23 protein-coding genes and 1 pseudogene are annotated in these 26,469 nt (G+C 65.8%); 12 read left to right on the top strand and 12 right to left on the bottom strand.

Translation table 11 applies throughout. From position 1 onward, the window contains the following. The 3 genes and pseudogenes from EGJ34_RS04790 to EGJ34_RS04780 form a co-directional block, all read left to right on the top strand. A pseudogene (locus tag EGJ34_RS04790) lies at positions 1 to 781 on the top strand (ATP-dependent helicase); the annotation flags it as partial. Between the two features lie 77 nt (positions 782 to 858). Further along, complete coding sequence (locus EGJ34_RS04785) at positions 859 to 1,539, top strand: type 1 glutamine amidotransferase domain-containing protein (protein ID WP_125359398.1); 681 nt, start codon at positions 859 to 861, stop codon at positions 1,537 to 1,539. A 108-nt stretch (positions 1,540 to 1,647) separates the two neighbouring features. Then, positions 1,648 to 2,775, top strand: coding sequence for a Fic family protein (locus EGJ34_RS04780; RefSeq protein WP_125359402.1), 1,128 nt, complete (start codon positions 1,648 to 1,650; stop codon positions 2,773 to 2,775). Positions 2,776 to 2,826: 51 nt separating this feature from the next. Here the strand turns inward: EGJ34_RS04780 and EGJ34_RS04775 are convergent, their stop codons facing one another. Then, positions 2,827 to 5,430 carry a TonB-dependent receptor gene (locus EGJ34_RS04775; RefSeq protein WP_125359397.1) on the bottom strand — a complete coding sequence of 868 codons (2,604 nt, stop codon included), beginning with the start codon at positions 5,428 to 5,430 and terminating at the stop codon, positions 2,827 to 2,829. 230 nt (positions 5,431 to 5,660) lie between these two features. On the opposite strand from EGJ34_RS04775, the gene EGJ34_RS04770 reads away from it, so the two are divergent. Both EGJ34_RS04770 and EGJ34_RS04765 read left to right on the top strand, forming a co-directional pair. Next, on the top strand, positions 5,661 to 6,578 hold the full coding sequence (locus EGJ34_RS04770) for a helix-turn-helix domain-containing GNAT family N-acetyltransferase (RefSeq protein WP_125359396.1): 918 nt from the start codon (positions 5,661 to 5,663) through the stop codon (positions 6,576 to 6,578). Between the two features lie 144 nt (positions 6,579 to 6,722). After that, positions 6,723 to 7,625 carry a LysR family transcriptional regulator gene (locus tag EGJ34_RS04765; RefSeq protein ID WP_125359395.1) on the top strand — a complete coding sequence of 301 codons (903 nt, stop codon included), beginning with the start codon at positions 6,723 to 6,725 and terminating at the stop codon, positions 7,623 to 7,625. On the opposite strand, the gene EGJ34_RS04760 is transcribed toward EGJ34_RS04765, so the two are convergent. Further along, positions 7,618 to 8,421, bottom strand: coding sequence for a HAMP domain-containing sensor histidine kinase (locus tag EGJ34_RS04760; protein ID WP_125359394.1), 804 nt, complete (start codon positions 8,419 to 8,421; stop codon positions 7,618 to 7,620). The genes EGJ34_RS04765 and EGJ34_RS04760 overlap by 8 nt on opposite strands. A 367-nt stretch (positions 8,422 to 8,788) precedes the next feature. Further along, complete coding sequence (locus EGJ34_RS04750; RefSeq protein WP_125359392.1) at positions 8,789 to 9,256, bottom strand: MipA/OmpV family protein; 468 nt, start codon at positions 9,254 to 9,256, stop codon at positions 8,789 to 8,791. Between the two features lie 155 nt (positions 9,257 to 9,411). Between EGJ34_RS04750 and EGJ34_RS04745 the strand changes: the two genes are divergently transcribed. After that, on the top strand, positions 9,412 to 10,029 hold the full coding sequence (locus EGJ34_RS04745) for a M23 family metallopeptidase (RefSeq protein ID WP_125359391.1): 618 nt from the start codon (positions 9,412 to 9,414) through the stop codon (positions 10,027 to 10,029). Here the strand turns inward: EGJ34_RS04745 and EGJ34_RS04740 are convergent. The 3 genes from EGJ34_RS04740 to EGJ34_RS04730 all read right to left on the bottom strand — a co-directional run bounded on the left by EGJ34_RS04740 (position 10,015) and on the right by EGJ34_RS04730 (position 11,897). Then, positions 10,015 to 10,902 (bottom strand): RNA polymerase sigma-70 factor, encoded by an 888-nt coding sequence (locus EGJ34_RS04740; RefSeq protein ID WP_125359390.1) that lies wholly within the window; start codon positions 10,900 to 10,902, stop codon positions 10,015 to 10,017. The genes EGJ34_RS04745 and EGJ34_RS04740 overlap by 15 nt on opposite strands. 63 nt (positions 10,903 to 10,965) lie before the next feature. Continuing rightward, positions 10,966 to 11,370 (bottom strand): cupin domain-containing protein, encoded by a 405-nt coding sequence (locus EGJ34_RS04735; RefSeq protein WP_125359389.1) that lies wholly within the window; start codon positions 11,368 to 11,370, stop codon positions 10,966 to 10,968. 47 nt (positions 11,371 to 11,417) lie between these two features. Continuing rightward, on the bottom strand, positions 11,418 to 11,897 hold the full coding sequence (locus EGJ34_RS04730; RefSeq protein WP_125359388.1) for a carboxymuconolactone decarboxylase family protein: 480 nt from the start codon (positions 11,895 to 11,897) through the stop codon (positions 11,418 to 11,420). A gap of 175 nt (positions 11,898 to 12,072) precedes the next feature. Between EGJ34_RS04730 and EGJ34_RS04725 the strand changes: the two genes are divergently transcribed. From EGJ34_RS04725 to EGJ34_RS04700, 6 genes are all read left to right on the top strand, one after another. Next, positions 12,073 to 12,336, top strand: coding sequence for a hypothetical protein (locus EGJ34_RS04725; RefSeq protein ID WP_260476907.1), 264 nt, complete (start codon positions 12,073 to 12,075; stop codon positions 12,334 to 12,336). Beyond that, the gene (locus EGJ34_RS04720; protein WP_125359386.1) at positions 12,327 to 13,361 is read left to right on the top strand and encodes a LysR family transcriptional regulator; all 1,035 of its coding nucleotides are present in this window, start codon (positions 12,327 to 12,329) and stop codon (positions 13,359 to 13,361) included. Before EGJ34_RS04725 ends, EGJ34_RS04720 begins: the two co-directional genes overlap by 10 nt. Positions 13,362 to 13,473: 112 nt before the next feature. Continuing rightward, a complete protein-coding gene (locus EGJ34_RS04715; protein WP_125359385.1) occupies positions 13,474 to 14,229 on the top strand; it encodes an SDR family oxidoreductase in 756 nt (251 codons plus the stop codon). Continuing rightward, positions 14,222 to 14,761, top strand: a complete 540-nt coding sequence (locus EGJ34_RS04710) for an Ohr family peroxiredoxin (protein ID WP_125359384.1) — start codon at positions 14,222 to 14,224, stop codon at positions 14,759 to 14,761. Before EGJ34_RS04715 ends, EGJ34_RS04710 begins: the two co-directional genes overlap by 8 nt. A 14-nt stretch (positions 14,762 to 14,775) precedes the next feature. Then, positions 14,776 to 15,783, top strand: coding sequence for a bestrophin family ion channel (locus tag EGJ34_RS04705; protein WP_125359383.1), 1,008 nt, complete (start codon positions 14,776 to 14,778; stop codon positions 15,781 to 15,783). Between the two features lie 20 nt (positions 15,784 to 15,803). After that, positions 15,804 to 16,598: an NAD(P)H-binding protein gene (locus EGJ34_RS04700; protein WP_125359382.1), complete on the top strand. Its 795-nt coding sequence runs from the start codon at positions 15,804 to 15,806 to the stop codon at positions 16,596 to 16,598. On the opposite strand, the gene EGJ34_RS04695 is transcribed toward EGJ34_RS04700, so the two are convergent. The 6 genes from EGJ34_RS04695 to EGJ34_RS04670 all read right to left on the bottom strand — a co-directional run bounded on the left by EGJ34_RS04695 (position 16,592) and on the right by EGJ34_RS04670 (position 26,391). After that, the gene (locus tag EGJ34_RS04695; RefSeq protein ID WP_125359381.1) at positions 16,592 to 18,949 is read right to left on the bottom strand and encodes a sulfite reductase flavoprotein subunit alpha; all 2,358 of its coding nucleotides are present in this window, start codon (positions 18,947 to 18,949) and stop codon (positions 16,592 to 16,594) included. The two genes, EGJ34_RS04700 and EGJ34_RS04695, sit on opposite strands and share 7 nt — an antisense overlap. Then, positions 18,949 to 21,048, bottom strand: a complete 2,100-nt coding sequence (locus tag EGJ34_RS04690) for a TonB-dependent receptor (protein WP_260476906.1) — start codon at positions 21,046 to 21,048, stop codon at positions 18,949 to 18,951. Before EGJ34_RS04690 ends, EGJ34_RS04695 begins: the two co-directional genes overlap by 1 nt. A gap of 133 nt (positions 21,049 to 21,181) precedes the next feature. After that, a complete protein-coding gene (locus EGJ34_RS04685) occupies positions 21,182 to 21,715 on the bottom strand; it encodes a TlpA disulfide reductase family protein (protein ID WP_260476905.1) in 534 nt (177 codons plus the stop codon). Between the two features lie 29 nt (positions 21,716 to 21,744). Further along, positions 21,745 to 24,117, bottom strand: a complete 2,373-nt coding sequence (locus EGJ34_RS04680; protein ID WP_185750063.1) for a protein-disulfide reductase DsbD domain-containing protein — start codon at positions 24,115 to 24,117, stop codon at positions 21,745 to 21,747. After that, positions 24,117 to 24,455, bottom strand: a complete 339-nt coding sequence (gene cutA / locus EGJ34_RS04675) for a divalent-cation tolerance protein CutA (RefSeq protein WP_125359379.1) — start codon at positions 24,453 to 24,455, stop codon at positions 24,117 to 24,119. The genes EGJ34_RS04680 and cutA overlap by 1 nt, the downstream gene beginning before the upstream one ends. Before the next feature lie 139 nt (positions 24,456 to 24,594). Next, on the bottom strand, positions 24,595 to 26,391 hold the full coding sequence (locus tag EGJ34_RS04670) for an endonuclease (protein WP_125359378.1): 1,797 nt from the start codon (positions 26,389 to 26,391) through the stop codon (positions 24,595 to 24,597). Positions 26,392 to 26,469: the final 78 nt, after the last annotated feature.

Below are 26,469 nucleotides of genomic sequence, written 5' to 3'. Positions count from 1 at the left end.
CGTGCTGGCTGCGGCGCGGCGCCGCCGTGGCCTTGTGGGCGCACCGATGCAGGATGCGAGCAGCGCTGCCACTCGCCCCGTGATGGGTGTTGCGCATCTGGACGCGCCCAGCCTTGCCGGCCGCTGGTCGCTGCTGCAGCGTGAGGCCACGCCCGACACTGTGCGCGCGCTGGCATTGGCCGAAGGTCTGCTGGATCGGCAAGGCGTTGTCACGCGCGGTGCGGCGATGGCCGAAGGTGTGGCCGGCGGCTTCGCGGCGATCCAGCAGGTGTACCGGCGTATGGAAGACGCCGGGCGGGTGCTGCGCGGACGATTCGTCGAGGGGCTGGGCGGGGCCCAGTTCGCAGACCGCACGGATGTGGATCGGCTGCGCGAACTGGCCGAGGCGGCAGACAAGGGGAGCGTGGCTGCGGTGGCGCTGTCTGCGGTCGATCCTGCCAATCCGTTCGGGACCACGCTGCCCTGGACCGCACATGCGTCCGGTGTGCGCCCGCTGCGCCGCCCCGGCGGCATTGTGGTGATCGGAGGCGGAAGGCTCCTGTTCTATCTGACCCAGGGAGGGCGTTCGCTGCTCAACTACGTGCCGGCCGATGTTCCTGATGCGGCTGAAGTTCTGGCGTCGGCGGCGACCGCATTGGTGATCGCGCTGCGCCGCACGCCCCGCCTGCGCTTCACCCTCGCGTTGATCGATGACGCGCCGCCGGGGAAAGGGCCCGTCACCGAGGCGTTGCGCAAAGCGGGGTTCCGCAATGCGCCGCGCGGGTTGAACTGGGAAGGGTGACGCCCAACACGACGGATTGAACACTGCCTTTACCTTCGCATCTGCATGCTGATGCTCCCCTACAAACGGAGCCCGCCATGAAGGTCCTGATGGTGCTCACCTCGCACGACCAGCTCGGCAACACCGGCAAGAAGACCGGCTTCTGGCTGGAAGAGTTTGCCGCCCCCTATTACGTATTCACCGACGCCGGCGTGCAGGTCACGCTGGCATCGCCTGCGGGCGGCCAGCCGCCCCTGGACCCGAAGAGCGACGAGCCGGATTCACAGACCGCGTTGACCGCCCGCTTCAAACAGGACCCTGCCGCGCAGAGGGCGTTGGGCAACACGGTGCAGCTCTCGCATGTGGACCCGGCGGACTTCGACGCCGTTTTCTACCCGGGAGGTCACGGACCGCTCTGGGACCTGGCCGAATCGCGCGATTCCATTGCGCTCATTGAAGCCTTTGATCGGGCCGGCAAGCCGATCGGCTTTGTCTGCCACGCCCCTGGCGTGCTGCGTCATGTCAACGGCGCGCATGGGTCGCCACTGGTGAAGGGCCGACATGTCACCGGCTTCAGCAACAGTGAAGAGGCTGCGGTCGAGCTGACTGACATCGTGCCCTTCCTGGTGGAAGACGAACTGGCCCGGCTCGGCGCTCGCTATGAGAAGGGGGCCGACTGGGGCCAGTACGTGGTCACGGACGGCAAGCTGATCACCGGTCAGAACCCCGCCAGCTCGGAGGAAGCCGCCCGGGAATTGCTGCGGGTGGCCGCGCGCTGACGCAGCAGGTGCTCCGGATGGCGGATGAGCCGATTAGGGGGCATAATCGGCTCACAAAATGAGCCGATTAGCCCGTCTAATCGGCTCACTCACCTGAATGGAGTGTTCATGTCTGGTCCGCTGTGGATCTGGGAGCGCCCTGACTGGCCCGCCTTCCGCTGGGAGTCCGATGTGTTGGCCCCGCTTCTCCGCCAGTGCGTGGAAGCCCAGGGACAACTGCTGGGCATGGCAGGTGCAGCCGACCCGGTGGGACAGGCCGAAGATGCCTTGGACACGCTCCTGGCCAACATCGTTACTTCCTCTGCCATCGAAGGGGAAGAGTTGAACGTGGGTTCGGTTCGGTCCTCGCTGGCTCGTCTCCTGGGTATCGAATCGGAGGCGATCACGCGCACCAGCGCACGCAGTGAAGGGCTGGCTGAGCTCATGCTCGATGCCACCGGACATCCGGAACGCGCCTTGGACAATGCACGGTTGATGCAGTGGCATCGGTGGCTGTTTGCCGCGCAGGACGATCTGCTACCGCTGCGCATCAGGGGGGGAGGGCTGCGTGGCGAAGAGCCGATGCAGGTGGTGTCGGGCCGGATTGACCGCCCCACAGTTCACTTCGAGGCTCCGCCCAGGGATGGACTCGAACTTCAGGTGGATGCGTTCCTGACCTGGTTTGCCGCCTCCCGTGAGGATGCAACGCTGGACCCGCTGCTGCGCGCAGGCATCGCACACTTCTGGTTCGTTACCCTGCACCCGTTTGACGATGGCAATGGTCGCTTGACCCGTGCGCTCACTGACCTGGCGCTGGCGCAAGGCCAACCCCAGGCAATCCGCTTCCACGCCATGTCGGCCAGCATCCTGGAAGATCGGGCGGGCTACTACCGTGTACTGGAAAGCAGTCAGAAGGCAGATCTGGACATCACAGCGTGGTTGCAATGGTTTCTGGAGACACTGCATAAGAGTCTGCTTCAGGCGATGAAGCGCATCGATACGGTGCTTGCCAAGGCACGCTTCTGGCAACAGCACCGCATGGATGATCTGTCGGCCGAGCAGATCAAGGTTCTCAACCGTCTGCTGGATGGCGGCGAGCGGGGCTTCGAGCAAGGAATCAGTGCGCGTCAGTATCAGGCGGTGGCCAAGGTATCCAAGGCGACGGCGACGCGTCATCTGGTCGAGTTGCTGGAGAAGGGCTGCCTACGCCGATTGCCAGGGAGCGGGCGAAGCGTGCGCTACGAGATCAACATCTGATGCGTAACTGCCGGGCCGTCCATGGCCCGGCATTCCTGGAAGTACGCTTCCTCAGAACTTCCAGCCCACCCGCGCGTAATAGAACCCGCCGTTGAAGCCATACGGCGAGTGCACCGGGTACTCGGCACCGGCCACGCCGCCCCAGGGATTCTTCGCCGGGGTTCGGTCGAACAGGTTCTGCGCGCCCAGGCTGAAGTACAGGCCCGAGTCGAACTTCCAGCCCACTTCGGCGTCCACGATCACGGCACTGCCGCCGTAGATCGGCAGGCCGCCGTCCTCAGCGGAGATCACGCCGCTGTCCAGGTGATCTTCGTACCACGAGCTGTAGTAGTTGAAGCGCAGGTTGGAGTGGAAGATCTGGCGCTGGTGATGGATGCTGAAATAGCCCTTGGTCTTGGGCAGCGACTTCTCCAGCTTGTACACGCGCGCTTCGTCGATGAAGTCGGTGTCGAAGCGGTCCACCTTGGTCTTGTTCCAGTTCGCGGCCAGCGAATAGGTGGTGTCACCGCCAAAGTGGTCACTCTTGTAGCTGGTGACCAGGTCCACACCGGTGGTGGTGGTGTCGAACGCATTGCCGAAGTAGGTCACCTGCGAAATCGAGGCGGCTTCGGCATTGCCGCCAGCGACAAGCGCGGCGCGCTCCTCGTCGGTGATGGTGAAGCTGGTGCTGAGCGCAATGCGGTCTTCCACCTCGATGCGATACCCATCCAGGGTGACCAGCCAGTCGCCCTCGGTCCATACCGCGCCGAGTGAGAAGTTCTTGGACTCTTCCGGAGTCAGGGGCTGTGCGCCCTTGATCTGTGCGATCGGATTGGTTGGCGGCAGGGTGGCGATGTCTTCCAGTGCAGTGCCGCCGAACACGGTGCTGATCTGGCTGATGTTGGCCTGGCCCGGCGTCGGCGCGCGGAAGCCGGTGTTGTAGGCACCACGGATGGCGAAGGTCGGGGTGAAGTCAAAACGCCCGGTCAGCTTGCCCGTGGTGGTGCTGCCGAACGAGTCGTAATCCTCGAAGCGTAGTGCACCGGCCAGCAGGAACTTCTCGGTCAGCTGTGCTTCCAGGTCGGCGTAGGCGGCCCAGTTGCGACGGTCGAAGGTGCCGGAGGTGCGCGGGCTGAAGCCATTGAAGCCGTTCGAACCCAGTGCGAAGCCCTGCTCGGTGAGCGGGCCGATCGCGGTGGACGGGCCATCGCCCTGGCTGATCTTGAAGCTCTCCTCGCGCCATTCAGCGCCCAGCGCCAGGCGTAGCGGCTGGCTGCTGAACGTCACCGGGATGTCGCGGCTCACATCAACGTTGAAGTTTTTTTCCGTCTGGGTATTGCCGCCCGGCCGGAAGTACAGGTTGGCGGGCTGGTCGGGACCCAGTGAGGCGTTGACCGTGTTGTAGATGGTGAACTCGATGTCGTTGCGGCCGTACGATCCGCTGACATCCCAGTACCACTCACCCAGCGTGCCCTTCGCCCCGGCAAACACCGAGGAATCCTCCAGCTCGCCACCAAAGCGCGGGGTAAACCCGCCCGGCAGGCTGGACAGGAAGGTAAAGCAGTTCGCCGGCAGTGCCCCTACCGCCGCCGCCACGCCCGCATAGGGCAGCAGGTTTCCGGAGGGATCGCGCAGGGCGATGCCGCGGCAGGTGCCTGCGCCGGTCAGGTTGCCGACCAGCAGCGTCTCGCCGCCGTCGTTGGAGTACACGCCCGAGCGCGAGGTGGGGTCACGGTAATAGAAACCGCCATCGACTTCGCGTTTGGCGTAGTTGCCGAACAGGTAGAAGTCCACGTTCTCGGTGGTCAGGCCGAGGTTGGCGACGAACTTGAAATCATCGTCGACCTTGGGCGAGCCCCATATCTGGGCCGGGTCCTGTACGCCCGGATAGCCTGCCGCGGCTGCTGCCGCTGCGTCGTCACGCTGCACACTGCGCGAGGTGTCGTCGGCCTTGCGCCATTCGGCCGTAAAGGTGGCAAAGCCATGCTCGGTCAGGGGCAGGCCGATCTGTGCCGAGTACTGGGTGGTCAGGCCGTCACCTTCGTAATACTTGCCGGTGAAGACTTCAGCAGTGCCACCTTCGCGCAGCTTCTTGAGGCCGAAATTGAGCACGCCGGCGATGGCGTCCGAACCGTACTGCGCCGCCGCGCCATCACGCAGCACATCCACCTGTTCCAGCGCCAGTGACGGGAACACCGAGAGATCCGGCCCCTGTGCACCGTCAGACAGACCGTGGCCCAGGAAGGTGATCACCGCGGAGCGATGGAAGCGTTTGCCATTGACCAGCAGCAGGGTGTTGTCCGGCGGCAGGCCACGCAGGTTGGCCGGGCGCACCAGGCTGGCGGCGTCATCGATGGGAATGGTGCTGACGTTGAAGGAGGGCACCAGCACTTTCAGCTGGTCGAGTGCATCGGTGGCACCCTGGTTGCGGAATTCTTCGCCGCTGATGATGTCGATCGGCACGGCCGACGACGAGACGGTACGGGGTTTGGTACGGCTGCCGAGCACTGAAACGGTGTCCAGTGTGGTGGCCGAGCTTCCCTGTGTGCTGCTGTCCTGCGCCGCCGCCGTCGGGCTGGCGGCCAGCAGCGCGGTGGTCAAGGCCACCATCACTGCAGATGCCAATGGCGTTATCGCTTTTGGAGCCTGAACACTACTGCCAATACGGTAGTTCATGCATGCACCTTGCAGTCAGTTTTTTGGGTGGTCGTTATGTCAGTGCTTCATCTAATTGGTTCTCCTTGCGGCCAGGGCCCTGGTCGCTAAACGCAGAATTAACAGAACGTAAACCGTACTGCAACGAATCTTTCGTTTAAGCCATATAAGTCGAGAAATGGATCACATAACCCCGCGATATATGTGCTTCAGGCATGTAATACTTGCTTCAGGCAACTTTGGAACAGGGCATGTCCGAGCTGCATAGTGCGCCAATCGCGCAGGTCCGGGCCTTCAACCGCTTCTACACCCGGCAGATCGGCGTGCTGGAAGAGCACCTGCTGCGCAGCGACTTCACGCTCACCGAAGTACGTGTCTTGTTCGAACTCGCCGAAGGGCAGGGCGTGAGCGCCGCGCAGCTGGGACAGCGACTGGGTCTCGACGCCGGCTATCTGAGCCGGCTGCTGAGCAGCCTGCAGGCCCGCGGACTGCTGCGCCGGGAGCCCTCGGCGATGGACGGGCGCGCCAACCGGCTGATGCTGACCGACGCCGGGCGCGTGGCATTCGCGCAGCTCGATGCCGCGTCCAATGACAGCATCGGGATGATGGTGCGTGCCCTGAGTGAACCGGGGCAGCAGCGGCTGGTCGAGGCCATGACACAGATCCAGACCCTGCTGGGCGGCGCTCCGGCCAACTACCTGCTGCGCGACCCTCGTCCCGGCGACATGGGCTGGGTGATTCACAAACACGGCGCGCTGTATGCACGCGAGTTCGGTTGGAACGCCGAGTTCGAGGCGCTGGTGGCCGACATCGTCACGCGCTACCTGCGCGAGCATGATCCACAGACCGAGCGCTGCTGGATTGCCGAACTCGACGGCACCCCGGTGGGATCGGTGTTCGTGGTCCGCCACGACGCGCAGAACGCCAAGCTGCGTTTGTTGCACGTCGATGCCAGCGCACGTGGGCTGGGCATAGGCCAGCGGCTGGTTGAAGAAGCAATGGCGTTCGCGCGTGCCGTGGGCTACAAGCGCATGGTGCTGTGGACCAATGCAGCGCTCATTGACGCGCGACGACTATACGAACGCGCCGGCTTTGAGTTGCTGACCGAGCAGCATGAACAACTGTTTGGCATGCCCCAGGTGTCACAACTGTGGGCGCGCGCACTGTAACCGCATGCCTTCTGCAGTAGAAATACGGTATTGCTGAACAAGTCAGCTTGCTACGCTCCTGTGCGTCGGTATCGCGCAGGACGCCGTGGACGAAGGTCCACTCCCCCGACCGTCTGGCGGACTCGCCGGTAAGGAAGAGACCACGTGAATCAGTTGATCGCCATCCGGGCGTTCACCCGCGTTGTGGAGACGGGCAGTTTCACGCGCGCCGCCGAGGCGCTGGACATGCCGGCCGCCACGCTCAGCAAGACGGTGCGCGAACTGGAGGCGCACCTGGGGGTAAGGCTGCTTGAACGCACCACCCGGCGCGTATCGGTCACCGCCGAGGGGGTGCTGTACTACGAGAAAGCCGGGCGCATCCTGCATGACCTGGAGGACATCGATGCCTCCTTCGGTGCGGTAAGTGACGCGCCCCGCGGCCTGCTGCGTGTGGACGTAGGCGGCGCAACCGCGCGCGACGTGCTGGTGCCTGCATTGCCGGACTTCCTCGACCGCTTCCCCGACATCCGCCTGGAACTGGGCGTATCCGATCGCCCACTCAGCCAGATCAGCGAGCACGTGGACTGTGTGATCCGCATCGGCGCGCTGGCGGACGCCTCCATGGTCACCCACCTGCTGGGTTATGCGACCGCAGTGACCTGCGCAAGTCCGACCTACCTGCAGTGGCACGGCACGCCGGAGCACCCGGATGCCCTGCGTCAAGGACACCGTCTGCTGAACTTTCTCTCGCCGATGAGCGGGCGGCCGTTCCCGTTCCGCTTTGAACAGGGCGAAGACCGCGAGGAGATCATTTCGGAGAACCAGCTGGGCATCAACGAGAGCAACGCGCATCTGGCCGCTGCTGTCGCCGGTCTGGGCGTGATCCAGACGTTCCTGCACACCGCCCGTCCGGCGCTGCAGTCGGGTGAGCTGGTGGAAGTGCTGCCCGAATGGCGGCCCGCTGCACTGCCGCTGCTGCTGGTTTACCCGCAGACGCGGCAGATGACGCACCGGCTGCGGGTGTTCGTGGAATGGGTTGTGGGAGCGTTCACGGCCCGGCTCAGTTGAGCGCGGGCGTGGTGCACACCACGAAACGCGCGCCCGCGCCCGCCGCCTCCCCATCCAGCCCGATGGTCCAGCCGTGCGAGTGGCAGATCTCCAGGCAGATCGCCAGGCCCAGGCCGGCCCCCTCACCTTCCTTCGTGCCACGCCAGAAGCGTTTGAACAACATCGGACGCTGGGCCGGTGGTACGCCGGGCCCCGCATCGCAAACGCTGAAACCGTCGCCCCTTACTCTCACCCGTACGCTGCTGCCCGGTGGTGCATGATGGATGGCGTTCTCCAGCAGGTTCTTCACCAGCACGAACACAGCTGAGGCATCCGCGTCGACCCGCGACGAAGCGGCGTCGGTATCCTCCACGACGAGATGAACGGCGCGCTGGTCCGCCAGGCGCCGAAGATAGTCCGTCGCGTCATCGACGACGGTCACCAGCTGGACCGGCGCAAACGCGTAGTTGTGGCCTTCGCTGACTTCGGCCAGGTGCAGCAGCTGATGCACCTGGCGCGCCATCTGCGCCGTATCGCGCAGCAGTACCTGCGTGTTGGGTGCACCACTGAGTTCGATCTCTGCCTGCAGCAATGCCAGCGGGGTCTTCAGCTCATGCGCGGCCGCGGCCAGGAATTCCTGCTGCACACGATAGCCCTGCTCCGGCCGTTCCAGTGCCGCATTGAAGGCATTGATCAGAGGCTCCACCTCCGACGGCAGCTGATCGCTGCGCAGACGGGTTCCGAGGCGGCGTGGTCCCACCTGGGCGGCCGCCTGGGAGACCTGGCGCAGCGGGCGGACCACCGTCCACCCGATCATGCAGCGCGTCACGCGCGGTCAGCATCAGACATGGCACCTGGTTGCCGGCCGCACGCATGCGCCGCACCAGCTCAAGCCCGTCGTCGTCCGGCAGACCACGGTCAATGACCACCAGTGCATGGCTCTGTCTGGCAATGCCATGCCAGGCGGACTCCAGAGTGGTGAATGTATCCACGGCGATACCAGCGGCTGACAAGCCACGCTCCACCAGGCTGGCCAGGCGCGCATGGTCTTCGACCAGGGCGATGCGATTGCTCAGCGGGGATGAAGTCGGTGGAAACATGCGAAACCCGAGGCAGAAGGGAGGTTTAGAAGCTGCGAGTGATGCCGACGCGCAGTCCAGCGGAGCCGTCGGTATCGGGTTCACTCAGCGGACTGTCGGTGATCTCGCTGGGCAGGAACCGGTAATCCACCGCACCCAGCAGTCGCGGCCACTCCAGCTGGCGGTCAGACCCGCGTCCAGCGCATCATCGCGGTCCTCCAGCAGGCTGGGATCGACGCCATTGGCGCGAAGTTCGCGCCGCCCCAGGTCCTTGATGTCGAAGCCATCGAAACGCCCGGACAATACCGCGTCGAGCCGGAAGCGTTCGCCGTCGACCAGATGCACGCCACCGCCCAGTCCGCGCCAGAACACGCGCTCGCCTTCGTAAGTGACCAACGGCACCGGGCGTATCCGGGCGCCTTCGCCGGCATAGGGGCTCTGGCGCGCCGATGCCGCCACACCTACCGACCAGCGGTCGTCGTCTGCCTTGGCAAGCAGATCACCGGTGCTGCTGGTCTGCGCCAGGGCAAGGCAGGGCATCAGGAAGGAGAGGGAAGCGAGGTACTTGAACATGCAGGACTTCCGGGGGAGGACCGGGCAAGTCTTGCGGCGGCGGACTTACACGCGACTTACGGCCGCCTGGCCTGTGTGCGTTGATTCAGCCAGGTCCCGTGGTTGAACCGTAAATGGGCACGCCTCGTGGACACCTCATCTGCGAAGCTGCAGATATGAATGATCCACGACCCACTGGCATCCAGCATGCGATACCGAAACGATCAGTGGCCTGGCGGCTGCGCGGTTGGCTGGTGGGGCTGCTCCTGCTGGCGATGCTTGCCGTGACGGCCATGAGCGTGTGGAACAGCGAATGGCTCAAGGCACCGCGTGCGCTGTGGGAGCTGTCACGCATGCCGCCGCCGGTTGCTTTGCCGGTACCGGTGGAAGGGGTGGCGGCGCGGCGCATCGCCGATACCTTTGGTGCGCCACGCGGTCGCGACCGTACCCATGCGGGTGTGGACATCTTCGCCAAGCGCGGGACACCGGTGCGCAGCGCCACCGCCGGGGTGATCGTGGCAGTACGCGATACCGGCCTCGGCGGACGCCAGGTGTGGGTGGCTGGACCGGCGCGCGAACGCTACTACTACGCGCACCTGGAAGACTGGCGCGCCGGTCTGCGCGAGGGCGAGGTGGTCGCCGAGGGCGACGTGCTGGGATATGTAGGTACGACCGGCAACGCCGCCGGTACCCCGCCGCATCTGCACTGGGGAATCTATGGGGCAGACGGCGCGTATGATCCGCTTCCACTGCTCAGGGCCTGGAAGCCGCCAGCTGACTCAGCGCAGCGGTAACGCCTGCCGCGCCTCGATCTGTGCCAGCTTGTGCGGATTGCGCTGCACCAGAATCTGCACGATGCGTTCGCCGTCGGTGTCGAACGCCATCGCCGATTCCAGCTGCGTGCCAAAGTACCGCAGCAATCCGATGCGACCATTGAACACGGCCGGCACCATGCGCAGCTCCGCGCGTCGGCGCAGCGTCGGCGCGAACAGCAGCTGGGCGATACGTGCGCCACCCAGCATCGGTTTCGGGAAGCTGGAGACGATGCCACCGCCATCGCCCATCAGCTGCGCGTCGCTGTCCATCAGCGCCATCATCGCCTTCAGGTCGCCACGCTCCAGGGCCAAAGTAAAGGACGCCAGCAGGCGGCGATGGGTCTCATGCGGCACCTCGTGCAGCGTTCGCTCTTCGCGCAGGCGCTGCCGCGCGCGGTGCACGATCTGCCGGCAGCTGGCCTCGCTCTTTTCCAGGATGCGGGCGATCTCCGGATACTCGCGGTCGAACACGTCGTGCAGAAGGAAGGCGGCACGCGCCTCGGGCGCGAGCCGCTCCAGCACCGCCAGAAACGCCACCGAAAGATCGCTGGCCATTTCGTGCAGCTGTTCCGGAGTGCCCGCTTCCTCGGTGAGCACCGGCTCGGGCAACCAGATGCCGACGTACTGTTCGCGCGTACGCCGCGCCAGGCGCAGTTCGTCGATGGCCAGGCGGGTCGCGGTGGCGACCAGCCACGCCTCGTCGTTCTCGATGACGTCACGATCAGTGCCGTTCCAGCGCAGCCACGTTTCCTGGGCGATGTCCTCGGCCTCGGCCAGTGAGCCGAGCATGCGATAGGCCACTCCGATCACGCGCGGGCGGCACTGTTGAAAGCGGGCGGTGGCGTCATCCATCGCGGCATTCAACACGACAGCGGCCGGCGCGGGAAGTGCCAGCCGCGATTACCGCAAGAAGATTCAATGCGGCGGCAGCACGGCGGGCTTGCCGGCGTCCTTGAGCAGGAACACCACGAACCGCGCCGGTTCGGTCTGGCTGGCATTTCGCCCCACCGTGTGCAGGTCAGCGGGACCTTCGTGGAAGGCTTCGCCCGGCCCGAGCGTCACCTCCCGCCCCCCCGCGACACCCATCACGATCCTGCCTTCCAGCACATACACAAAGCCGTGCGCGTCGTGCCGGTGCACCGGGTCGGCTCCGCCGGGTGGGTACTCCACGGTCAGGATCAACGCTTCCTTGCCGGGGTATTCAGGCAGGGGCTGGGTCATCACAGAGGTGACGACCGGTTCAGGTGGCGAGCTGGGGGCAGGGGCGGCGCTCGCCGCACCGCCAAGCAGCAGCATCAGGGATGACAACATGACGCGCATGGCAATTCCTCCAGTGGGTGGGGTGCCGTGTGCCGGCACCCGGTTACTCAGGACAGATTGGACTTGTCGATGCCGAATGCCTTGTCGCGCGAGCCCGGCTCGCTGCGGAAGGCGATATTGATGCGGTTCCACGCATTGATGGCCATTACCGCGTGGGTGAGGTCCACGAGTTCCTGCTCGGACAGCTGGCCACGCACGCGCTCATACAGGTCGTCCGGGACGCCCTGCGGCGGAAGCTGGGTCAGCACTTCGGTCCACGCCAGGCTGGCGCGTTCGCGCGGGCTGAACAGCGTCGACTCACGCCAGACCGCCAGGTGGTGCAGGCGCAGCGGGCGTTCGCCGTGGATCGTGGCCTGCTTCACATGCATGTCCACGCAGAAGCCGCAGCCGTTGATCTGCGAGGCGCGGATGGACACCAGGTCCTGGATGCTCTCATCGATGGTGGTCGCGTGCGCGGCCATGCTGTAGTCGAGCAGCTTCTTGAACAGCGCGGGTGCCTGTTTCTGGTAGTCGAGACGTTCGGTCATGGCGGGAGTCCTGTCAGAAAAGGGGAAAGGATTCGGGCGATTGCCCGAGCCTGCAGGCTAGGTGGGCACAGGCCGGCGCAGTAGCCCGTCGCGCGTCCACACCGTGTTGATCACCCGGCACCAATCTTTTTCTCCCGGGGTGTCACAGGGCCGGATGCTGGGCCGTCTGCCTTGCATGAATCCCGACAACTCCGCCCCGCATGCAGGTCCGCCTCATCCCGCCGAGCAGGTGTGGACGACCTTTCTGCACGCGCTGGACAGCCTGCCCGCCGATGTGCGGCTGACCCTGCTGCTGCATGACGTCGCAGGCATTCCGCTCGAGTCGCTGATTCCGCTGCTGGGCCTGCCCGCCGAACGCTGTCGGCAGCACCTGGAAGCGGCCCACGCCTGTCTGCAGGACCACGCCCGTCATTTTGGAGCGACCCCACCATGTCCTTGACCGATACACTGGCTGCCGACGAGGGTACCGATGCCCTCACTACCGGCTTCTCGGCCAGCTACGCAGGCGTGCTGGCGTTCATTGCGGTCGCGCATGAGGGCAGCTTCTCGCGCGCGGCCGACCGGCTGGGCATAGGGCGTTCGGCGGTGAGCCGCAGCGTGCAGAAGCTGGAGGGCCAGCTCGGTGTGCGCCTGTTCCTGCGCACAACGCGCTCCACCTCGCTCACCCGTGAGGGCGAGCTGTTCCATGAGGGTTGCCGACCCGGCGTGGATCGCATTCTGCAGGCGCTGGAAGAGATGCGTGACCTGCGTGATGGTCCCCCGCGGGGTCACCTGCGGATCAGCGCTACGGGCGGATTCGGACGTAAGGTGATTGCGCCGCTTCTGGCCCCTTTCCGGGCACGTTTTCCCGACGTCACCCTGGAGTTGCTGCTGGAAGAGCGCGCGCTGGATCTTGCCGCCGACCGCATTGACGTGGCGTTCCGGGACGGCGTGCTCGAGGACAGCGACGTGATCGCCAAACACCTGATTCCGATGCAACTGCTGGTGTGCGCCACCCCGGGCTACGTGGCAGCGCACGGTCTGCCGGAGCGGGTGGAGGAGCTGGGCGCGCACGCCTGCATCAGCCTGCGTCAGGCCAATGGCCGGCTGCAGCCCTGGGAGTTCCGTGTGGACGGGCGGGCGCTGGCACTCGAGCCGGACGCGACGCTGGTTTTCAATGACGCAGACCTGGCGCTGCAGGCGGTGATGCAGGGGCAGGGGCTGGCGCAGCTGCCCAATTACCAGGTGCGGGCCGCGCTGGATGCCGGCGAGCTGGTGCGCTGCCTGGACCGCTATGCCGCCGATGACCGGGGGCACTACCTGTGCTACCTCAGCCGCCGCCAGCTGCCCAAACGCATCCGCGCATTCATCGATTTCATCACCGCCGAAGTGCGCGCGCTGGACCTGGACGTGGTGACGCACTGGGAGAACACGCTTCGCACACCTTCCTCCGCATCACTGCCGGATCCGGCCGCCTGGCGATAAAGGTCATTGGTGCGTGGCGGGCAACAACGCGCGTCCTGCCAGGGATCTATTGAGGCACACCGCGGGTACCTAGCATCAGTGCTGTACCTCTACCCAGCTCTGGAGCATGAACATGAAGATTCTGGTCATCGGCGGCACCGGCCGCATCGGCAGCAAGGTCGTCGACCGCCTGCGTGCGGCCGGACACGAGATCGTCATCGCGGCACCATCCACCGGTATCGACATCATCAGTGGCGAAGGACTGGATGCGGCAATGGCAGGCACCGACGTGGTGGTGGATCTGGCCAATTCCCCCTCGTTCGAAGACGCCGCCGTGCTGGAATTCTTCCAGACCGCCGGCCACAACATCCTCTCGGCTGAAGCGCGCGCCGGCGTTGGCCACCACGTGGCGCTGTCGGTGGTGGGCACCGACAAGCTGGCCGCGAGTGGCTACTTCCGCGGCAAGATCGCACAGGAGCGCCTGATCCGCGAATCCGGCATCGCCTACACCATCATCCACTCCACCCAGTTCTTCGAGTTCCTGCCGGGCATCATCCAGTCGGCGGGCGATGCGCTGCATCTGCCCACGGCCCTGGTGCAACCGATCGCGGCCGAGGACGTGGCCGATGCGGTGGCCCGCATCAGCGTGCAGCCCGCCATCAACGGCGTGGTTGAAATCGCCGGCCCGGAGCGGGTGCCCATGGCCGAGCTTGCGCAGCGGTTCCTGGACCGAACCCAGGACGCGCGCCGGGTAACCGGTGACGCCAAAGCACCTTACTTTGGTGCCCAGCTGCAGGACGACACACTGGTACCGGTGGGTGAGGCATGGCTGGGCAAGCAGAATTTCGATGGCTGGCTGCAGGGCTCGGATTTCGCGCGCCATGCCTGACGTACCTGACGACGCTGGCCCGACGTTGAAGCCGCCCTCGCCAGGGGTGCTCGACAAGTACCACGGCGATGAGGTGCGTCCGCTTTACACCGGGCGCGTGCGGGTCAGCGGAGGCACGGCCGGTCATGGGCGGGCGTCGGGAGTCGTGGTGTCCGACGATGGTGCCTTGGCACTGGACCTGCGGTTGCCGCCGGCGCTGGGTGGACCTGGTGGCGGTAGCAATCCCGAACAGCTGCTGGCCGCCGGTTATGCCGCCTGCTTCCACGGAGCCATGATGCTGCTGGCCGCGCGCGCTGGCTTGATGCTGGTCGATGCCTGCATCGATGTCGGTGTGACCTTTTCGCGCGACCCAATCGACGGGCTGTATCTGCTTTCAGCGGAAGTGGAGGCCTATCTGCCCGGCATGGACGCGGCGGTGGCGGCCGAACTGGTCCGCAACACCGAACGCGTCTGCCCCTACGCAAAGATGTTCCGCAACGGCATCACCCATGTGGTGTCGGTGGTGCCAACCACCGCGCCGTCATCCTCTTGATGGAGACCCTGGCCATGCACGCCGGACGCTCATACACCTTTCTCGAATTCCTGCGCTGGACCCGCCGCCCGTTGTACGCGTTGATCCTGCTCGATCTCGCGCTGGTCGCGCTGTATCAACTGGCCGGATGGCATTGGCTGGCAGTACCTTGGAATGTGATCTTCATGCTGGGTACCACGGTGGCGTTGATCGTGGGGTTCAAGAACACCCAGACTTACAACCGCCTGTGGGAAGCACAACAGGTGTGGGCATCGATCAACTCTGCCAGCCGGGTATGGGGCGCGATGACCCGCGACTACGTCGGCAACGCCGAACTCACCCGGCGGCTCGCCTACCGGCACGTGGCCTGGTTGACCGTGCTGCGCTACCAGATGCGTGACAGCAAGGCGTGGGAGACCACCCAGGCCGCGCCGAACGTCGAGTACCGCAAACACTATGAAGTGCCCGAGAAGGCACGCGCGCTCGACATGGAATTGAACAAATACGTTGTCGGGCCGGAGCGTGCGCGCATCCTCGGTGCAGGCAGTCGCGCCACCGAGGTGCTCAACCTGCAGGGCTCGGATCTCAAACAGATGCTGGATGCCGGGCAGATCAGTGCCGGTGCCTTTGCCGAGCTGCAGCGCGTGCTACGCGACCTGCACGACCAGCAGGCGCGCAGCGAGCGCCTGAATAATTATCCCTACCCACGGCAGTACGCGATCATCAATATCATCTTCGTGCGCATTCTGTGCGTGCTGCTGCCACTGGGCATGATCGATCTGTTCGCGCCGCTGGACGACGTGGTCGGCGGTGTCATGGCCGGCCACATGGTGTGGCTGGCGGTGCCGCTGAGCGTGCTGGTGTCGTGGATGTACGCGTCGCTGGACCAGGTGGGTGAAAGCAGTGCCAATCCCTTTGAGGGCGGGGCCAACGACATCCCCATCTCGCAGATCTGCGTGTCCATCGAGATGGATCTGCGTCAGCTGCTGGACGAGCGCGACGTGCCGGTGGCACCGGTTCCGGCCAGTCCCATTCTGCTGTAGCGCAACCACGGAGCATCCACATGAACATCGTCGTCATTGGCGGTCATGGACTGATTGGAAGCCGGGTGGTGGAGCGGCTGCGCGACACGGGCCACCAGGTAACGGCGGCGTCACGGCGCACCGGCGTGGATGCCCTGACCGGGGCGGGACTGGTGGAAGTACTTGCGGGGGCCGAGGTCGTGCTGGATGCGTCCAATGCACCGTCCTTCGACGCGCCGGCCGTTGGTGACTTTTTCCAGCGCAGCACTGCCAACCTGCTGGCAGCATGTGCGCAGGCGGGCGTTGGGCACTTCGTTGCGCTTTCGGTGGTCGGCACCCCCTATCTGCAAGGTAGCGACTACTTCCGTGCAAAGGCCGTGCAGGAGCAGCTGGTCCTGCACGCCCGTCTACCAGCAACGCTCGTACGGGCCACCCAGTGTTTTGAGTTCATGGCGCAGCTGATTCCGCCGGGAGCCGAGCGTGAGCCGGTGCGCCTGCCGCTCGCGCTGGTACAGCCGCTGGCCGCCGATGACCTTGGCGAGGCCCTGGGCCGTCTGGCCACCGGGCCATTGCCGGGTGGCGTGGTGGAGATTGGCGGCCCGGAACGGCATCGCCTGTTCGAGCTGGTGGAATGGGTGATGTATTTCCGCCAGGACGACCGCCCGGTCGTCGGCGACCGGGAGGCGCGTTACTACGGCGCGGCACTCAAGGAGCTGACCCTGACGCCCGGGGCCCAGGCCATCATCGGCACAACCCGCTTCGCGGACTGGCTGGGCCGCCATACCGCCGGCCAGCTGCCACATGTGAACCAGCCGGACCCCTTGCGTCTTCAATAGACGTCCCGTCGGTAGCGGCCTTCCGCCAGCAAGGTATCCAGGCTGGCTTCACCCAGGATTTCACGCAGTACCTGATCCACGCCTTCGGCCATGCCATGCAGTGAACCGCAGACATAGATGCTGCCACCCATGGCCACCCAGTCGTGCACGGCCTGGGCCTGATCACGCAGTCGGTGTTGCACGTAGCCACCGCCGTCGAGATCACGCGAGAACACGCGGTCCAGTCGGCGCAGATGGCCCTGCTGCTGCCACCTCTCGATCTCGTCGGGATACAGGCTGTCATGCGCTGCGGTGCGTTCGCCGAATATCAGCCAATGCCCGCCGTCGCCATGTGCAGCGGCCTCACGCAGCAGGCTGCGCAGACCGGCAATGCCGGTGCCATTGCCGATCAACAGCATCGGCGCGTGCTCCGGGTAGCGGTGGAACCCACTGTTGCGACGGACCCGCGCCTGGATGGGGGTGCCTTCGGCTGCGTGCAGGCACAACCAGCCGGAACCGAGTCCGGACCGCCCGTCGGGCAGCGACGTGAGCCGCACCACCAGCTGCAGGCTGTCGTCCTGCATGACCGAGGCAATCGAGTATTCGCGGTGGGCAGGCACCGCGTCGGCGTTGCCGGTCTGCTGACCCGGAACGATCTCCAGAATGTCACCCGCCTGCCAGCTGGCATGTTCGGGCGGGGTCAACTCCACCTGCCAGATCGCGCCGGCGGCGCTGCCCGGATTGAGCAGGGTGCGGCGTTTCAGTATCCAGTCCTGCAACGGCTCCGCTGCCGGCAGTGGCACCGGGTCGCTTATGCCGGTGAGTGCGGCCAGCTGGTTCTGCCATTGCGCCAGCGCTGCGGCATCATCGCGGTTGACCTCCACCGTGGAGAACAACGGCCGGGCACCTTGCGCGGCCAGCCATGCGTCGACCGCACGTGAGAAACCGCAGTAGCGCGCGTACTCGTGATCCCCCAGCCCCAGCACCGCGTACTGCAGATCCGCCAGCGACACGTTCTGCGGCAGCAGGCGGCGCTCGAACACCCGGGCGGCGTCGGGTGCTTCGCCGTCGCCAAAGGTACTGATCACGAACAGGGCATTTTGTGCCTTCTGCAGGCTGGTCGCATCCAGTTGGCCCAATGGCTTCACCTGCACCGGCATGCCGGCCCCCTGCAGCTGGGCGGCAGCGCGCCACGCCAGCTGCTCGGCGAACCCGCTCTGGCTGGCAAAGGCGACCAGCCACGGAGCCTGTCCCTCGACGTGACGGGCGGTCATCGGCTGCCGGGCGGCGCGTACTTCACGCTTGCGCCGGCGGCGGTCCAGATACAGCATCCAGCCGGTAATGAAGAACAGCAGCATCGCCAGACTCGAAAGCATGACGATGACCCGGCCCGGCAGCCCGAAGAAACTGCCGGAGTGGAGGGCGAACATGCTGGTCATGGTTTTGCGTCCAGCGCTCATCTGCCGGTACGGCTCGTGCTGCAGCAGGTCACCCGTAACTGGGTCCAGTTGCACGTTGTCCTGGGCGCGGTCGTGGGCCGCCTCGGTGGACTGCACCCGTCCGGTCAACGGGCGGCCGGGCTTGTTGGGGAAGCGCAGGTCGATGTAACCGTGGCGAACGCCGGGCAGGGCGTACAACGTGTGCTCGACGCGCTTCATGTCCGGCGCGCCGTTGCTGGCGCGCAGGGCGGGTTCCTCGCGGCTGGGCCCGCCCAGCAGCTGGGTCGCGCCTGTGCGGTACCAGTCGAATGACCACCACAGGCCGGTCAGTGCCAGCAGCAGGTAGACCACCAGCACCCAGGTGCCCACCACCGAGTGCAGGCTCCACAGGAAGCTGCGGCCGCTGCGCGACCACTCCACCGCCAGCCAGGTCCGCCAGTGCCACCACTGCCTTGGCCAGCGCAGATACAGCCCGGACAGCGCGAAGAACACCAGGGTGATGGCGCAGACGCCGGTGATCAGCTTGCCCCGGTCGCCGGCCACCAGGTGCCGGTGCAGATCTTCGGTGAAATCGAAGAAGGCCAGTCCGCGCAGATCATCGAGTCTCTGGCCCGTATAGGGGTTGAAGTAACGCCAGTGTTGTTTGCCGCCCTCGAAGCGGGCCACCGACAGGCGTTGACCGGTGGCATCCACGCGCAGGCGCTGCAGCGGCCGGTCGGTGCCTTCCTGCAGTCGCGGCAGCAGCTCGCTCAGGGCCAGCGGCTGCTCGCCAGCGGCGTGGCGTTGTGCGACGTCGGCAACATCCGCGTTGAGGGCGCGCACGATCTCGTCTTCAAACGAGAGCGCGGCACCGCTCAGGCCCATGACCGCCAGCACGGTCCCGGCCGTGATGCCGAGCAGCCAGTGCACCTGGAAGAGGACAGTCTTGAACATCAGAAATCGAGCTGATAGCCCACGGTCACGGTACGACCGCGCCCGGCGAAATACCGGTCCGGCTCGATCAACGCACTCTGCGAGTAGTAAGTGATGTACTGGCGATCAAACAGATTGGCCACGCCCAGCTGCACGCTGCCCTTGGCAAGCTTGTACTCCGCAGCCAGGTCAAACAGCGCATAGCCCTGGAACTGCTTGGCGGCTTCATCGAACGTGCGGTTGAACGCGTATTGACCCTGCACGAAGGTGGACAGTTTCGGCGTCCACTGCGCCGACCACGTGGCGATGGCACGGTTGGGGGCGATGTTCAGCCCATCCAGTCGGGCATCCAGTCGGCCATCGGCATCGCTGTCGTAACGGCCGCGCGTCCACGCATAGGACAGGCCCAGCACATGTGCCTCATTGAGCTGGTAGCGCACGCTGGCGTCCAGACCCTCAATGCGGGTTTTTTCACGCGCCATCTGGAATGCGCCATCGACCGAGATGATGCGCGTGCCCAGGTCCGAGCGTGACTGGAACACGGCCACGTCCGCCTGCCACGCGCCGGTGCGCACGCGCGCGCCCAGTTCGGCATTGCGGGTCAGCACCGGCTCCAGTGCAGCGAGGTCGGCCACCGACGTGCCGGGCGTGTTGATCGAGCGCAGCACGCGGCCCACGTCCGGCATCCCGAACCCTTCGGAATAGCTGCCGAATACGTTGAAGGTTTCCGTCGGCGCGAACACCAGCCCGGCGTTGTACAAGGTCTCGCCGAAGCGCAGCTTGCCGCCCTGCACATTGACGCGGTTGTAGCGGTACAGCGTCTGGTAGCTGTCGATGCGCAGCGTGGCCTCTTCGCGCCGGATGCCGCCCTGTGCGGTCAGCGTCGGCAGCAGCTTGTACTCGGCTTGCAGGAAACCGGCCGCATTGCGGAACTCGGAGTTCGGCACATACGTGCGGCGGGTGCCGTACAGGTCCTGCTTGCCGCTGTCCTGCAGCAGATCGATGCCACCCGTGAGCTTCAGCGTGCCGTCAAACAGATCATCGCGCCCCAGGCTGGTCTTGGCTCCCCTCTTGGACGCCACCGAACGCGACTGGTCGTACAGGGTGCCGACCGGCGCGATCAACGGGTCCTGGAAGGTGGACGAACGATCGCCGCCGAACAGGCCCTCGAATTCCTGGTTGAACACCATGGCGCGCAGTTCCATGCCGGCCAGATCGTGATGGGTGTAGGCCAGGCCGGTCGTCCAGACGTCGTTCCACGGCGGGGTGCCCGGCGGCGTACCGCGCACCGAAGTGGTCGGCAGGCCGGTGGTGCGATTGCCGGACACGGTGAGGTACTCGGCTTTGGATTTGATCCGGTAGCGGTTGGAGCTAAACTGCAGTTCCTGGTTGTCGTCGATCCAGTAACCCAGCTTGGCGTGCAGGTCATAAGCGCGCGTGGCCATCAGGTCGCCCTGGGTGGTGTCGGTGCCGATGGCCGTGCCGTCGCCGTCCAGCCACAGCCCCTGGTCTTCGTAGCCTGCGCCGAACAGATAATCCCAGCGGCCATTGCTGCCGCTGATGCGGTAGTCGGCGCGATAGCTGGTGGTTTCGGCGCTGACGTCGGTGGTCGGCAGCGTGGTCTGCACGCCCACGTGCTGGTTGATCTGGCCGGGCTCTGGCTTGCGGGTGATCAGATTGATGGTACCGCCTGTTGCACCCAGGCCGTTCATCGCATTCGCCCCTTGGATCACTTCAATCCGCTCCACCATGGCGTAGTCGATGGTGTGGGTTTCGCGGCCGGTCGGGCGCAGCGGGTTCGACTGCGGAATGCCGTCGACCAGAATCAACGGCGTGCGCCCGCGCAGGGTCTCACCGCTGCCGTTCATCTTGCCGCGGCTGGGCGTGTAGGACGGCAACAGGTTGGCCAGCACATCGGAGGAGTTGCCGCTGATGCGCAGCTGGCGTTCGATGGCCTCTCGTTCGATCACCACCACCGCCTGCGGCGCGGTGTCGGCGCTCTGGCCGGTGCGTGACGCGGTGACGGTGACCGCATCCAAGGTGCGGGCGTCCGTGGACTGGGCAACGGCAGGGGCTGACAGCAGCGCGGTCAGGGCGACGAACAACGGTGAAAAGCGCACAGGCACGTCCTTGGAGCATTGGACGTGGCGGTACCAGCCCAAAAGCTAATGAGAATGGATATCGTCATTGTTCAGGCTGCGGGCACGACGGTCAACACCCGATCGAGGCAGCTGGAGCGTTGCCGTGTCGAGGTCAGGGCTGGGCCCAGTGCTCGATTTCGCCGTGGCTGAAGGGGCCGAGCTTCTGCTTGAGGATGCGTCCGCTGGCGTCCACCAGCACGCTGTAGGGCAGCAGGCCCTGTGCGTTGCCCAGCTTCACGCTGGCATCGTCGGGTGCCGGTTGTTCCAGCACGATCGGGTAGTGGACCGGCACACGTGACAGGAACTCGCGCACACCTTCGGGCGTGTCGATGGCCATTCCCAGCACCCGCACGCCCTCAGCGGGCTGCGCGGCGGCAAAGGCCTGCAGTGCCGGCATTTCCTCCACGCATGGGCCGCACCAGCTGGCCCATACATTGATCAGCAACGGCTGGCCGCGGAACGTGGCCAGATCCACCGGATGGCCGTCCAGATCGGGCAGGGTGATCGCCGGCAGCTGGTCACCCGGACGTGCCGGCACGACCGCAGGACGTCCCGGTGCCGGCGGCGTTGTCACCGGCGCAGGGGGTGGGCCGAAGTAACTTAATCCGATCACCAGACCGAGAATGGCCGCAATGGCTGCAGCCACCCGCAGTGATCGACGTGGCGGTGGATTGTTCAACGGGCCGTGCGCAGCAGCGCTTCTTCAACGATGGCCTGGGTCAGCACGGTCGGCAGCACCGTCGGCGGGGCGCCCGGGCCGTACACCACGTACAGCGGCACGCCGACTGCCTTGTGTTCGTCCAGGAAGGCAGTGATTTCCGGGTCGACATTGGTGTAGTCACCCCGCATGTAGACCGCGTTGGTCCGACGTAACGTGTCCTGGAATGCGTGCGTGCCCAGCACCGCGCGTTCGTTTGCCTTGCAGGTGACGCACCAGTCGGCCGTCATGTTGACGAACACCACGCGGTTGTCCTGGCGCAGGCGGTCCAGCATCTGCGGTGAGTAGTCGACCACGTTGTCGGCGGCGGCGGCGGCCTGCTTGCCGGGGGGATCGATCCGGTTGACGGCCCAGACCGGTACCAGGGCAGCCAGCAGCAAGGCCAGGGCCAGCACCATTCCCACGCGCTGGCTGCGCCAGCGGCTGCGCTCGAACCACCACAGCGCCAGGCCGACCACGATCAGTCCGCCCAGTACCCAGGCCATCGCATCCACGCCGCGCTGCTGGCCCAGGACCCACAGCAGCCACAGCGCAGTGGCGTACATCGGGAACGCCAGCACCTGCTTGAGGGTTTCCATCCATGCGCCTGGACGCGGCAGGCGCCGGGCCAGCGACGGCACAAAACCAATCAGCAGGAACGGCAGCGCGAGGCCGAGGCCCAGCACGACGAAGACCAGCATGGCCGATGCGGGCGGCGCGGTGAACGCGTACGCCAGCGGCGCGCCCATGAACGGTGCCACACACGGACTGGCAACCACGCAGGCCAGCACGCCCGTGAAGAAGTCGCCCATCGGGCCGGTGCGCGAGGCCAGCGACTGGCCTACGCCGCCCAGTCCACCGCCGAGCGTGAACACGCCGGACAAGCTCAGGCCCACTGCGAACATCAGATAGACCAGTGCCGCGATGAACCAGGGGTGCTGCAGCTGGAAGCCCCAGCCCGCGGCCTGGCCGGCTGCGCGCAGCGCCAGCACCAGGGCACCGATGATGGCGAAGGCGACCAGTACGCCCGCGGTGTACCACAGCGCATGGCCGCGCGCCCGCTGCCGGCTTTCACCGCTCTGCGCCACGCCCAGTACCTTCAGCGAGAGAATGGGCAGCACGCACGGCATCAGGTTCAGTACCAGGCCCCCCACCAGCGCCAGCAGCAGGGCGGCAACCAGCGTGGTCGGGGTGCTGTCGCCGTTCACCGGTGGACGTGTGCGCTGCGCGTTGTCGGCGCTGGCATCCGGAGTGCCGGCCGCAGGTGCCGATGCGGCCGGTTCATTCGGGCGGATCAGCAGCGGCTGGCTCGCCAGGTTGTTGCCCTCGCGCTCCTGTGCGCGCTTCTCACGGGTCGGCAGCGGGGTGATCACTTCGTTGCGCGGCAACGCTTCGTCGGCACGCGCGTTGATCTTGCCGGCCGGCAGCGCCAGCTTCACCCGGCGGGTCATGGGCGGATAGCAGATGCCGTCGGTCTGGCACCCCTGGAAGGTGATCACCAGGGTGGCCGGAGAGGCGTCCACACGCGTACGACGCAGCGGCAGCTTCACGTCGACCTGGTCGAAGTACACCGCCACGTCGCCAAAGTGTTCATCACGATGCGCCTTGGCCGGCGGCCACATGGGCTTGTCGGCGACGATGCCGGTGGTGCCTTCGAGCTTCAGCGAGGTGCGGTCGCGGTACAGGTAGTAGCCGGGGGCCGGACTGAAACGAAGCAGCAGGGTGTTGCCGTCGCCGACAATCGCCTCAAAGCCAAACGCACGTTCCGACGGCAGCGGTAGCGCCTGGGTGTTGGTTGTACCGGGCAGGCGCAGGCCGCCGGTGCTGCCTCCGGAGAGCGGATTGCCCAGCGGCAGACCATTGCCGCCGCCGAAGGCCGGCGCAATCGGGCTCACATCGGTTTCGCCGTTGCCTGCGCCGCCCGGCAACCGAACCTGCACGGTGCGCTTCTGCGGCGGATAGCACACGCCTGCATCCGCGCAGCCCTGGAAGCGGACCTCCAGATTGACGCTGTCCGCGCTGGTGGCGGCTTTGCCCGGCAACACCGCAATCAGCCGTTCGCGGTAGGTTTCCACCTCGCCGAAAAAGTCGTCGTGGTGCTTCTTGCCGGCCGGCATCTGCAGTGCTTCCGCGCTGAAAGCCGCATCGGGTTTGACCGATGTGCGATGCCGGTAAAGGTAGTAGCCCGGGGCGATGTCGAAGCGCACCTCGATGCGGTCGCGGTCGCGCGCCTGCGCGGTCAATGCGAATGCCTGGTCCACCGGCAACAGATCTTTCTCGCTTACTGCCCAGGCAGGCAACGACATCATGGCCAACGCACACAGCGCGGCAAAACGACCCAACAGCGTCATCAATCAGTGTCCTCTCGGGTCTGGGCCCGAATCCAATCCAGGTACGCCGGCAGGCCAGCGTGGCTTTCGACCGCGATGCACTCGGGGAGTTCATACGGATGCAGCGCGCATACGCGCGCGATGGCCGCTTCCAGGCGGCCGCCGGTGGTCTTGATCAGCAGCTGGATCTCGCGATCCTGTGTGACCGCGCCTTGCCAGCGGTAGGTCGACTGCGCCCCGTCCAACCGGGTCACGCAGGCCGCCAGCCGTTCCTCCACCAATGCCGTCGCCAGCCGCGCGGCGGAGTCCGCGTCGGGGCAGGTGGTCATCAGGATGAATACGGAATCGGCGGTCGACATGACCGCCGATTGTAATGCCGATACCGGTCGGTCCCAACGGCACCGACCGGCATTGCGCCTACCCGTAGAGCCGGGCCATGCCCGGCTGGGTACTGTGTGATCCCATGGCACCGGGCCGCAGCCCGGCACCACCTCACCCTTACTCAGCCAGCTGGCAGGTCGCCGGCTTGGCCGAGGTGAACAACGCAGGCGTTGCCCATTCAGGATGGTCGATGAACGGATTTCGGTTGCCCTGGAAGCTGAAAATCACTTCATTTCGAGCCTTTTCGGCGGCGTTGGGCGGATCGGCCAGGTGCCATTCGATCAGCGTGGACAGCAGGCCCATGTAGGCCGGCGAGGACGACGTCTTGACGATCTTGCTGCGGTCGTCCGTCAGCTCCAGATCCGGTTCGCTCTGTCCGGTGGCCGCGTCCTTGCCGCCTTCATAACGGATCGCCATGTACATCACCGCACGCGCCATATCGCCCTTGCGCTGGCCCCACACCTCGAACGTGCCGGTGTTGCCATCCGGAGTGCGCACCCAGTTGGAGTTGCCCGGGTAGCCGCCACTGCCACCGCCCTGACCGTTGTTGTTCTCGGTGGCGCGCTCGCCGCAGTTGGCGTCGCACTTGGCAAACGGCTTGTTGCCACGGTCCGAGTTCCACTGCGCGTCGCTCAGATACAGCATGTGGGTGTCGGTGTAGGGCGCGTATGGCAGGCCCTTGTCGCCGGTGGTGCTGGCAAAGCCCAGCGAGTTCGGCCAGGTGTGCTCGCGGTTGTAGGTGAGTCCACTGCCGGTACCCGCGCGGTCGCTGCCCTTGGTGTAGCTGCGGTTGCGGTACACGTCGAGGATCTTGCCGCTGTTGTTCGGGTCCTCGTCGGCGATCTCCAGAATGGTCCAGGTGCTGGTGCCCGAGCCGCTGTACGGGTAGGCGGTATGGCCCTTGATGGTCTCGTGCAGCGAGCAGCGCAGCTGGCTCGGACTGGAGGTGTTGACCCTGGAGTAGTAGCTGCCCGGATCCGGATCGGGGCCCGGGTCGCCACCACCGCCACCGGCCGCCACATTGAAAGCGATCCGGGTATCGGCCGCCGGCCGCGCACCCTGCGCGTCCTTGATGCGTGCGGCACGGATGTCGAAGCGGCAGGCTTCGCCCGCTTCCAGCGCGGTGTTGGTGGACAGCGTGAAGGTGGTACCGCTGGTGGCATGGCTGAGCGGCACCGTGCCGGACGTGCCGCAGCTGAGCGTGAACGCACCGCTGCTCACGGTCACCGGTTCGCTGAAGGTCACCACCAGGTCAGCGGCCGCCGGGAAGCTGGTCGAACCCTGTTCCGGCGTGGTGGTTTTTACTGACGGCGGCGTATTGGGACCGGTGCCGCCACCGCTGCCGCTGAAGGTCTGGCCGTTGTTGCAGGCGCCGAAGGTCTGCGCGGCCGAAGGGGCCCAAGTGAAGTGGCTGTACTGGCTGCCGCTGCCGGTGAGCTGCAGCGAGGTGCCGGGGGCGGTGCTGTTGCTCTCGCTGACCGGAATGTTCTGGCTGGTCAGGCCCGCGGCCGGTCCGCCGGAAGCGGTGATGGTCCCTTCGTAGCTGATGAACTGCACCACCTTGCCGCTCGCGTCGATCAGGGCGATGCCGTCGTTGGAGCCGTTCTGGATGCCGTTGGCGGGGTAGGTCACCGTGGCGATGCGCGCGCTGCCGCAACTGGCGGCGGCCCCGGCCGGGACAGGATTGTTGGCGTAGACGGTGGCGGCCGAGGGGGTGCTGCCGTTGTACAGGTACAGCCGGTAGGTGCTGAGGTCCTCGCCGCCGGTCGCGACTACCTCGATGGCCTCGCCGACATCCCCTGACGGGGTGCTGTCGTCGTAGTGCAGTTCATTGATGAATACGTCGGCGTGGGCAGGGCTGACAGCGGAAAGCGCCAGCAGGCAGCCCAGCGAAAGCGGGGTGGGTAACCTCATCTACGGCTCCTTGTGATTGGGTCGTGCCGGGCGAATCTAGCCAATACAGATGACGGAATGTCGCAATCGGCACTACAC

Origin of the sequence: Stenotrophomonas sp. 278, from assembly GCF_003935715.1 — a bacterium.
In the GTDB taxonomy this organism is placed as follows: Bacteria; Pseudomonadota; Gammaproteobacteria; order Xanthomonadales; family Xanthomonadaceae; genus Stenotrophomonas; species Stenotrophomonas maltophilia_AH.
Note: the sequence above shows the minus strand (reverse complement) of the source record. Positions and strands in the feature narration are given on the sequence as shown.

Coding starts and splice junctions, on each gene's coding strand:
- EGJ34_RS04710 (WP_125359384.1), top strand. CDS start 14,222: ATGCCTGACGTACCTGACGACGCTGGCCCGACGTTGAAGCCGCCCTCG.
- EGJ34_RS04740 (WP_125359390.1), bottom strand. CDS start 10,902: ATGGATGACGCCACCGCCCGCTTTCAACAGTGCCGCCCGCGCGTGATC.
- EGJ34_RS04770 (WP_125359396.1), top strand. CDS start 5,661: ATGTCCGAGCTGCATAGTGCGCCAATCGCGCAGGTCCGGGCCTTCAAC.
- EGJ34_RS04670 (WP_125359378.1), bottom strand. CDS start 26,391: ATGAGGTTACCCACCCCGCTTTCGCTGGGCTGCCTGCTGGCGCTTTCC.
- EGJ34_RS04775 (WP_125359397.1), bottom strand. CDS start 5,430: ATGAACTACCGTATTGGCAGTAGTGTTCAGGCTCCAAAAGCGATAACG.
- EGJ34_RS04750 (WP_125359392.1), bottom strand. CDS start 9,256: ATGTTCAAGTACCTCGCTTCCCTCTCCTTCCTGATGCCCTGCCTTGCC.
- EGJ34_RS04725 (WP_260476907.1), top strand. CDS start 12,073: ATGAATCCCGACAACTCCGCCCCGCATGCAGGTCCGCCTCATCCCGCC.
- cutA (WP_125359379.1), bottom strand. CDS start 24,455: ATGTCGACCGCCGATTCCGTATTCATCCTGATGACCACCTGCCCCGAC.
- EGJ34_RS04695 (WP_125359381.1), bottom strand. CDS start 18,949: ATGTTCAAGACTGTCCTCTTCCAGGTGCACTGGCTGCTCGGCATCACG.
- EGJ34_RS04760 (WP_125359394.1), bottom strand. CDS start 8,421: ATGATCGGGTGGACGGTGGTCCGCCCGCTGCGCCAGGTCTCCCAGGCG.
- EGJ34_RS04700 (WP_125359382.1), top strand. CDS start 15,804: ATGAACATCGTCGTCATTGGCGGTCATGGACTGATTGGAAGCCGGGTG.
- EGJ34_RS04730 (WP_125359388.1), bottom strand. CDS start 11,897: ATGACCGAACGTCTCGACTACCAGAAACAGGCACCCGCGCTGTTCAAG.
- EGJ34_RS04705 (WP_125359383.1), top strand. CDS start 14,776: ATGCACGCCGGACGCTCATACACCTTTCTCGAATTCCTGCGCTGGACC.
- EGJ34_RS04780 (WP_125359402.1), top strand. CDS start 1,648: ATGTCTGGTCCGCTGTGGATCTGGGAGCGCCCTGACTGGCCCGCCTTC.
- EGJ34_RS04715 (WP_125359385.1), top strand. CDS start 13,474: ATGAAGATTCTGGTCATCGGCGGCACCGGCCGCATCGGCAGCAAGGTC.
- EGJ34_RS04735 (WP_125359389.1), bottom strand. CDS start 11,370: ATGCGCGTCATGTTGTCATCCCTGATGCTGCTGCTTGGCGGTGCGGCG.
- EGJ34_RS04785 (WP_125359398.1), top strand. CDS start 859: ATGAAGGTCCTGATGGTGCTCACCTCGCACGACCAGCTCGGCAACACC.
- EGJ34_RS04720 (WP_125359386.1), top strand. CDS start 12,327: ATGTCCTTGACCGATACACTGGCTGCCGACGAGGGTACCGATGCCCTC.
- EGJ34_RS04745 (WP_125359391.1), top strand. CDS start 9,412: ATGAATGATCCACGACCCACTGGCATCCAGCATGCGATACCGAAACGA.
- EGJ34_RS04680 (WP_185750063.1), bottom strand. CDS start 24,117: ATGACGCTGTTGGGTCGTTTTGCCGCGCTGTGTGCGTTGGCCATGATG.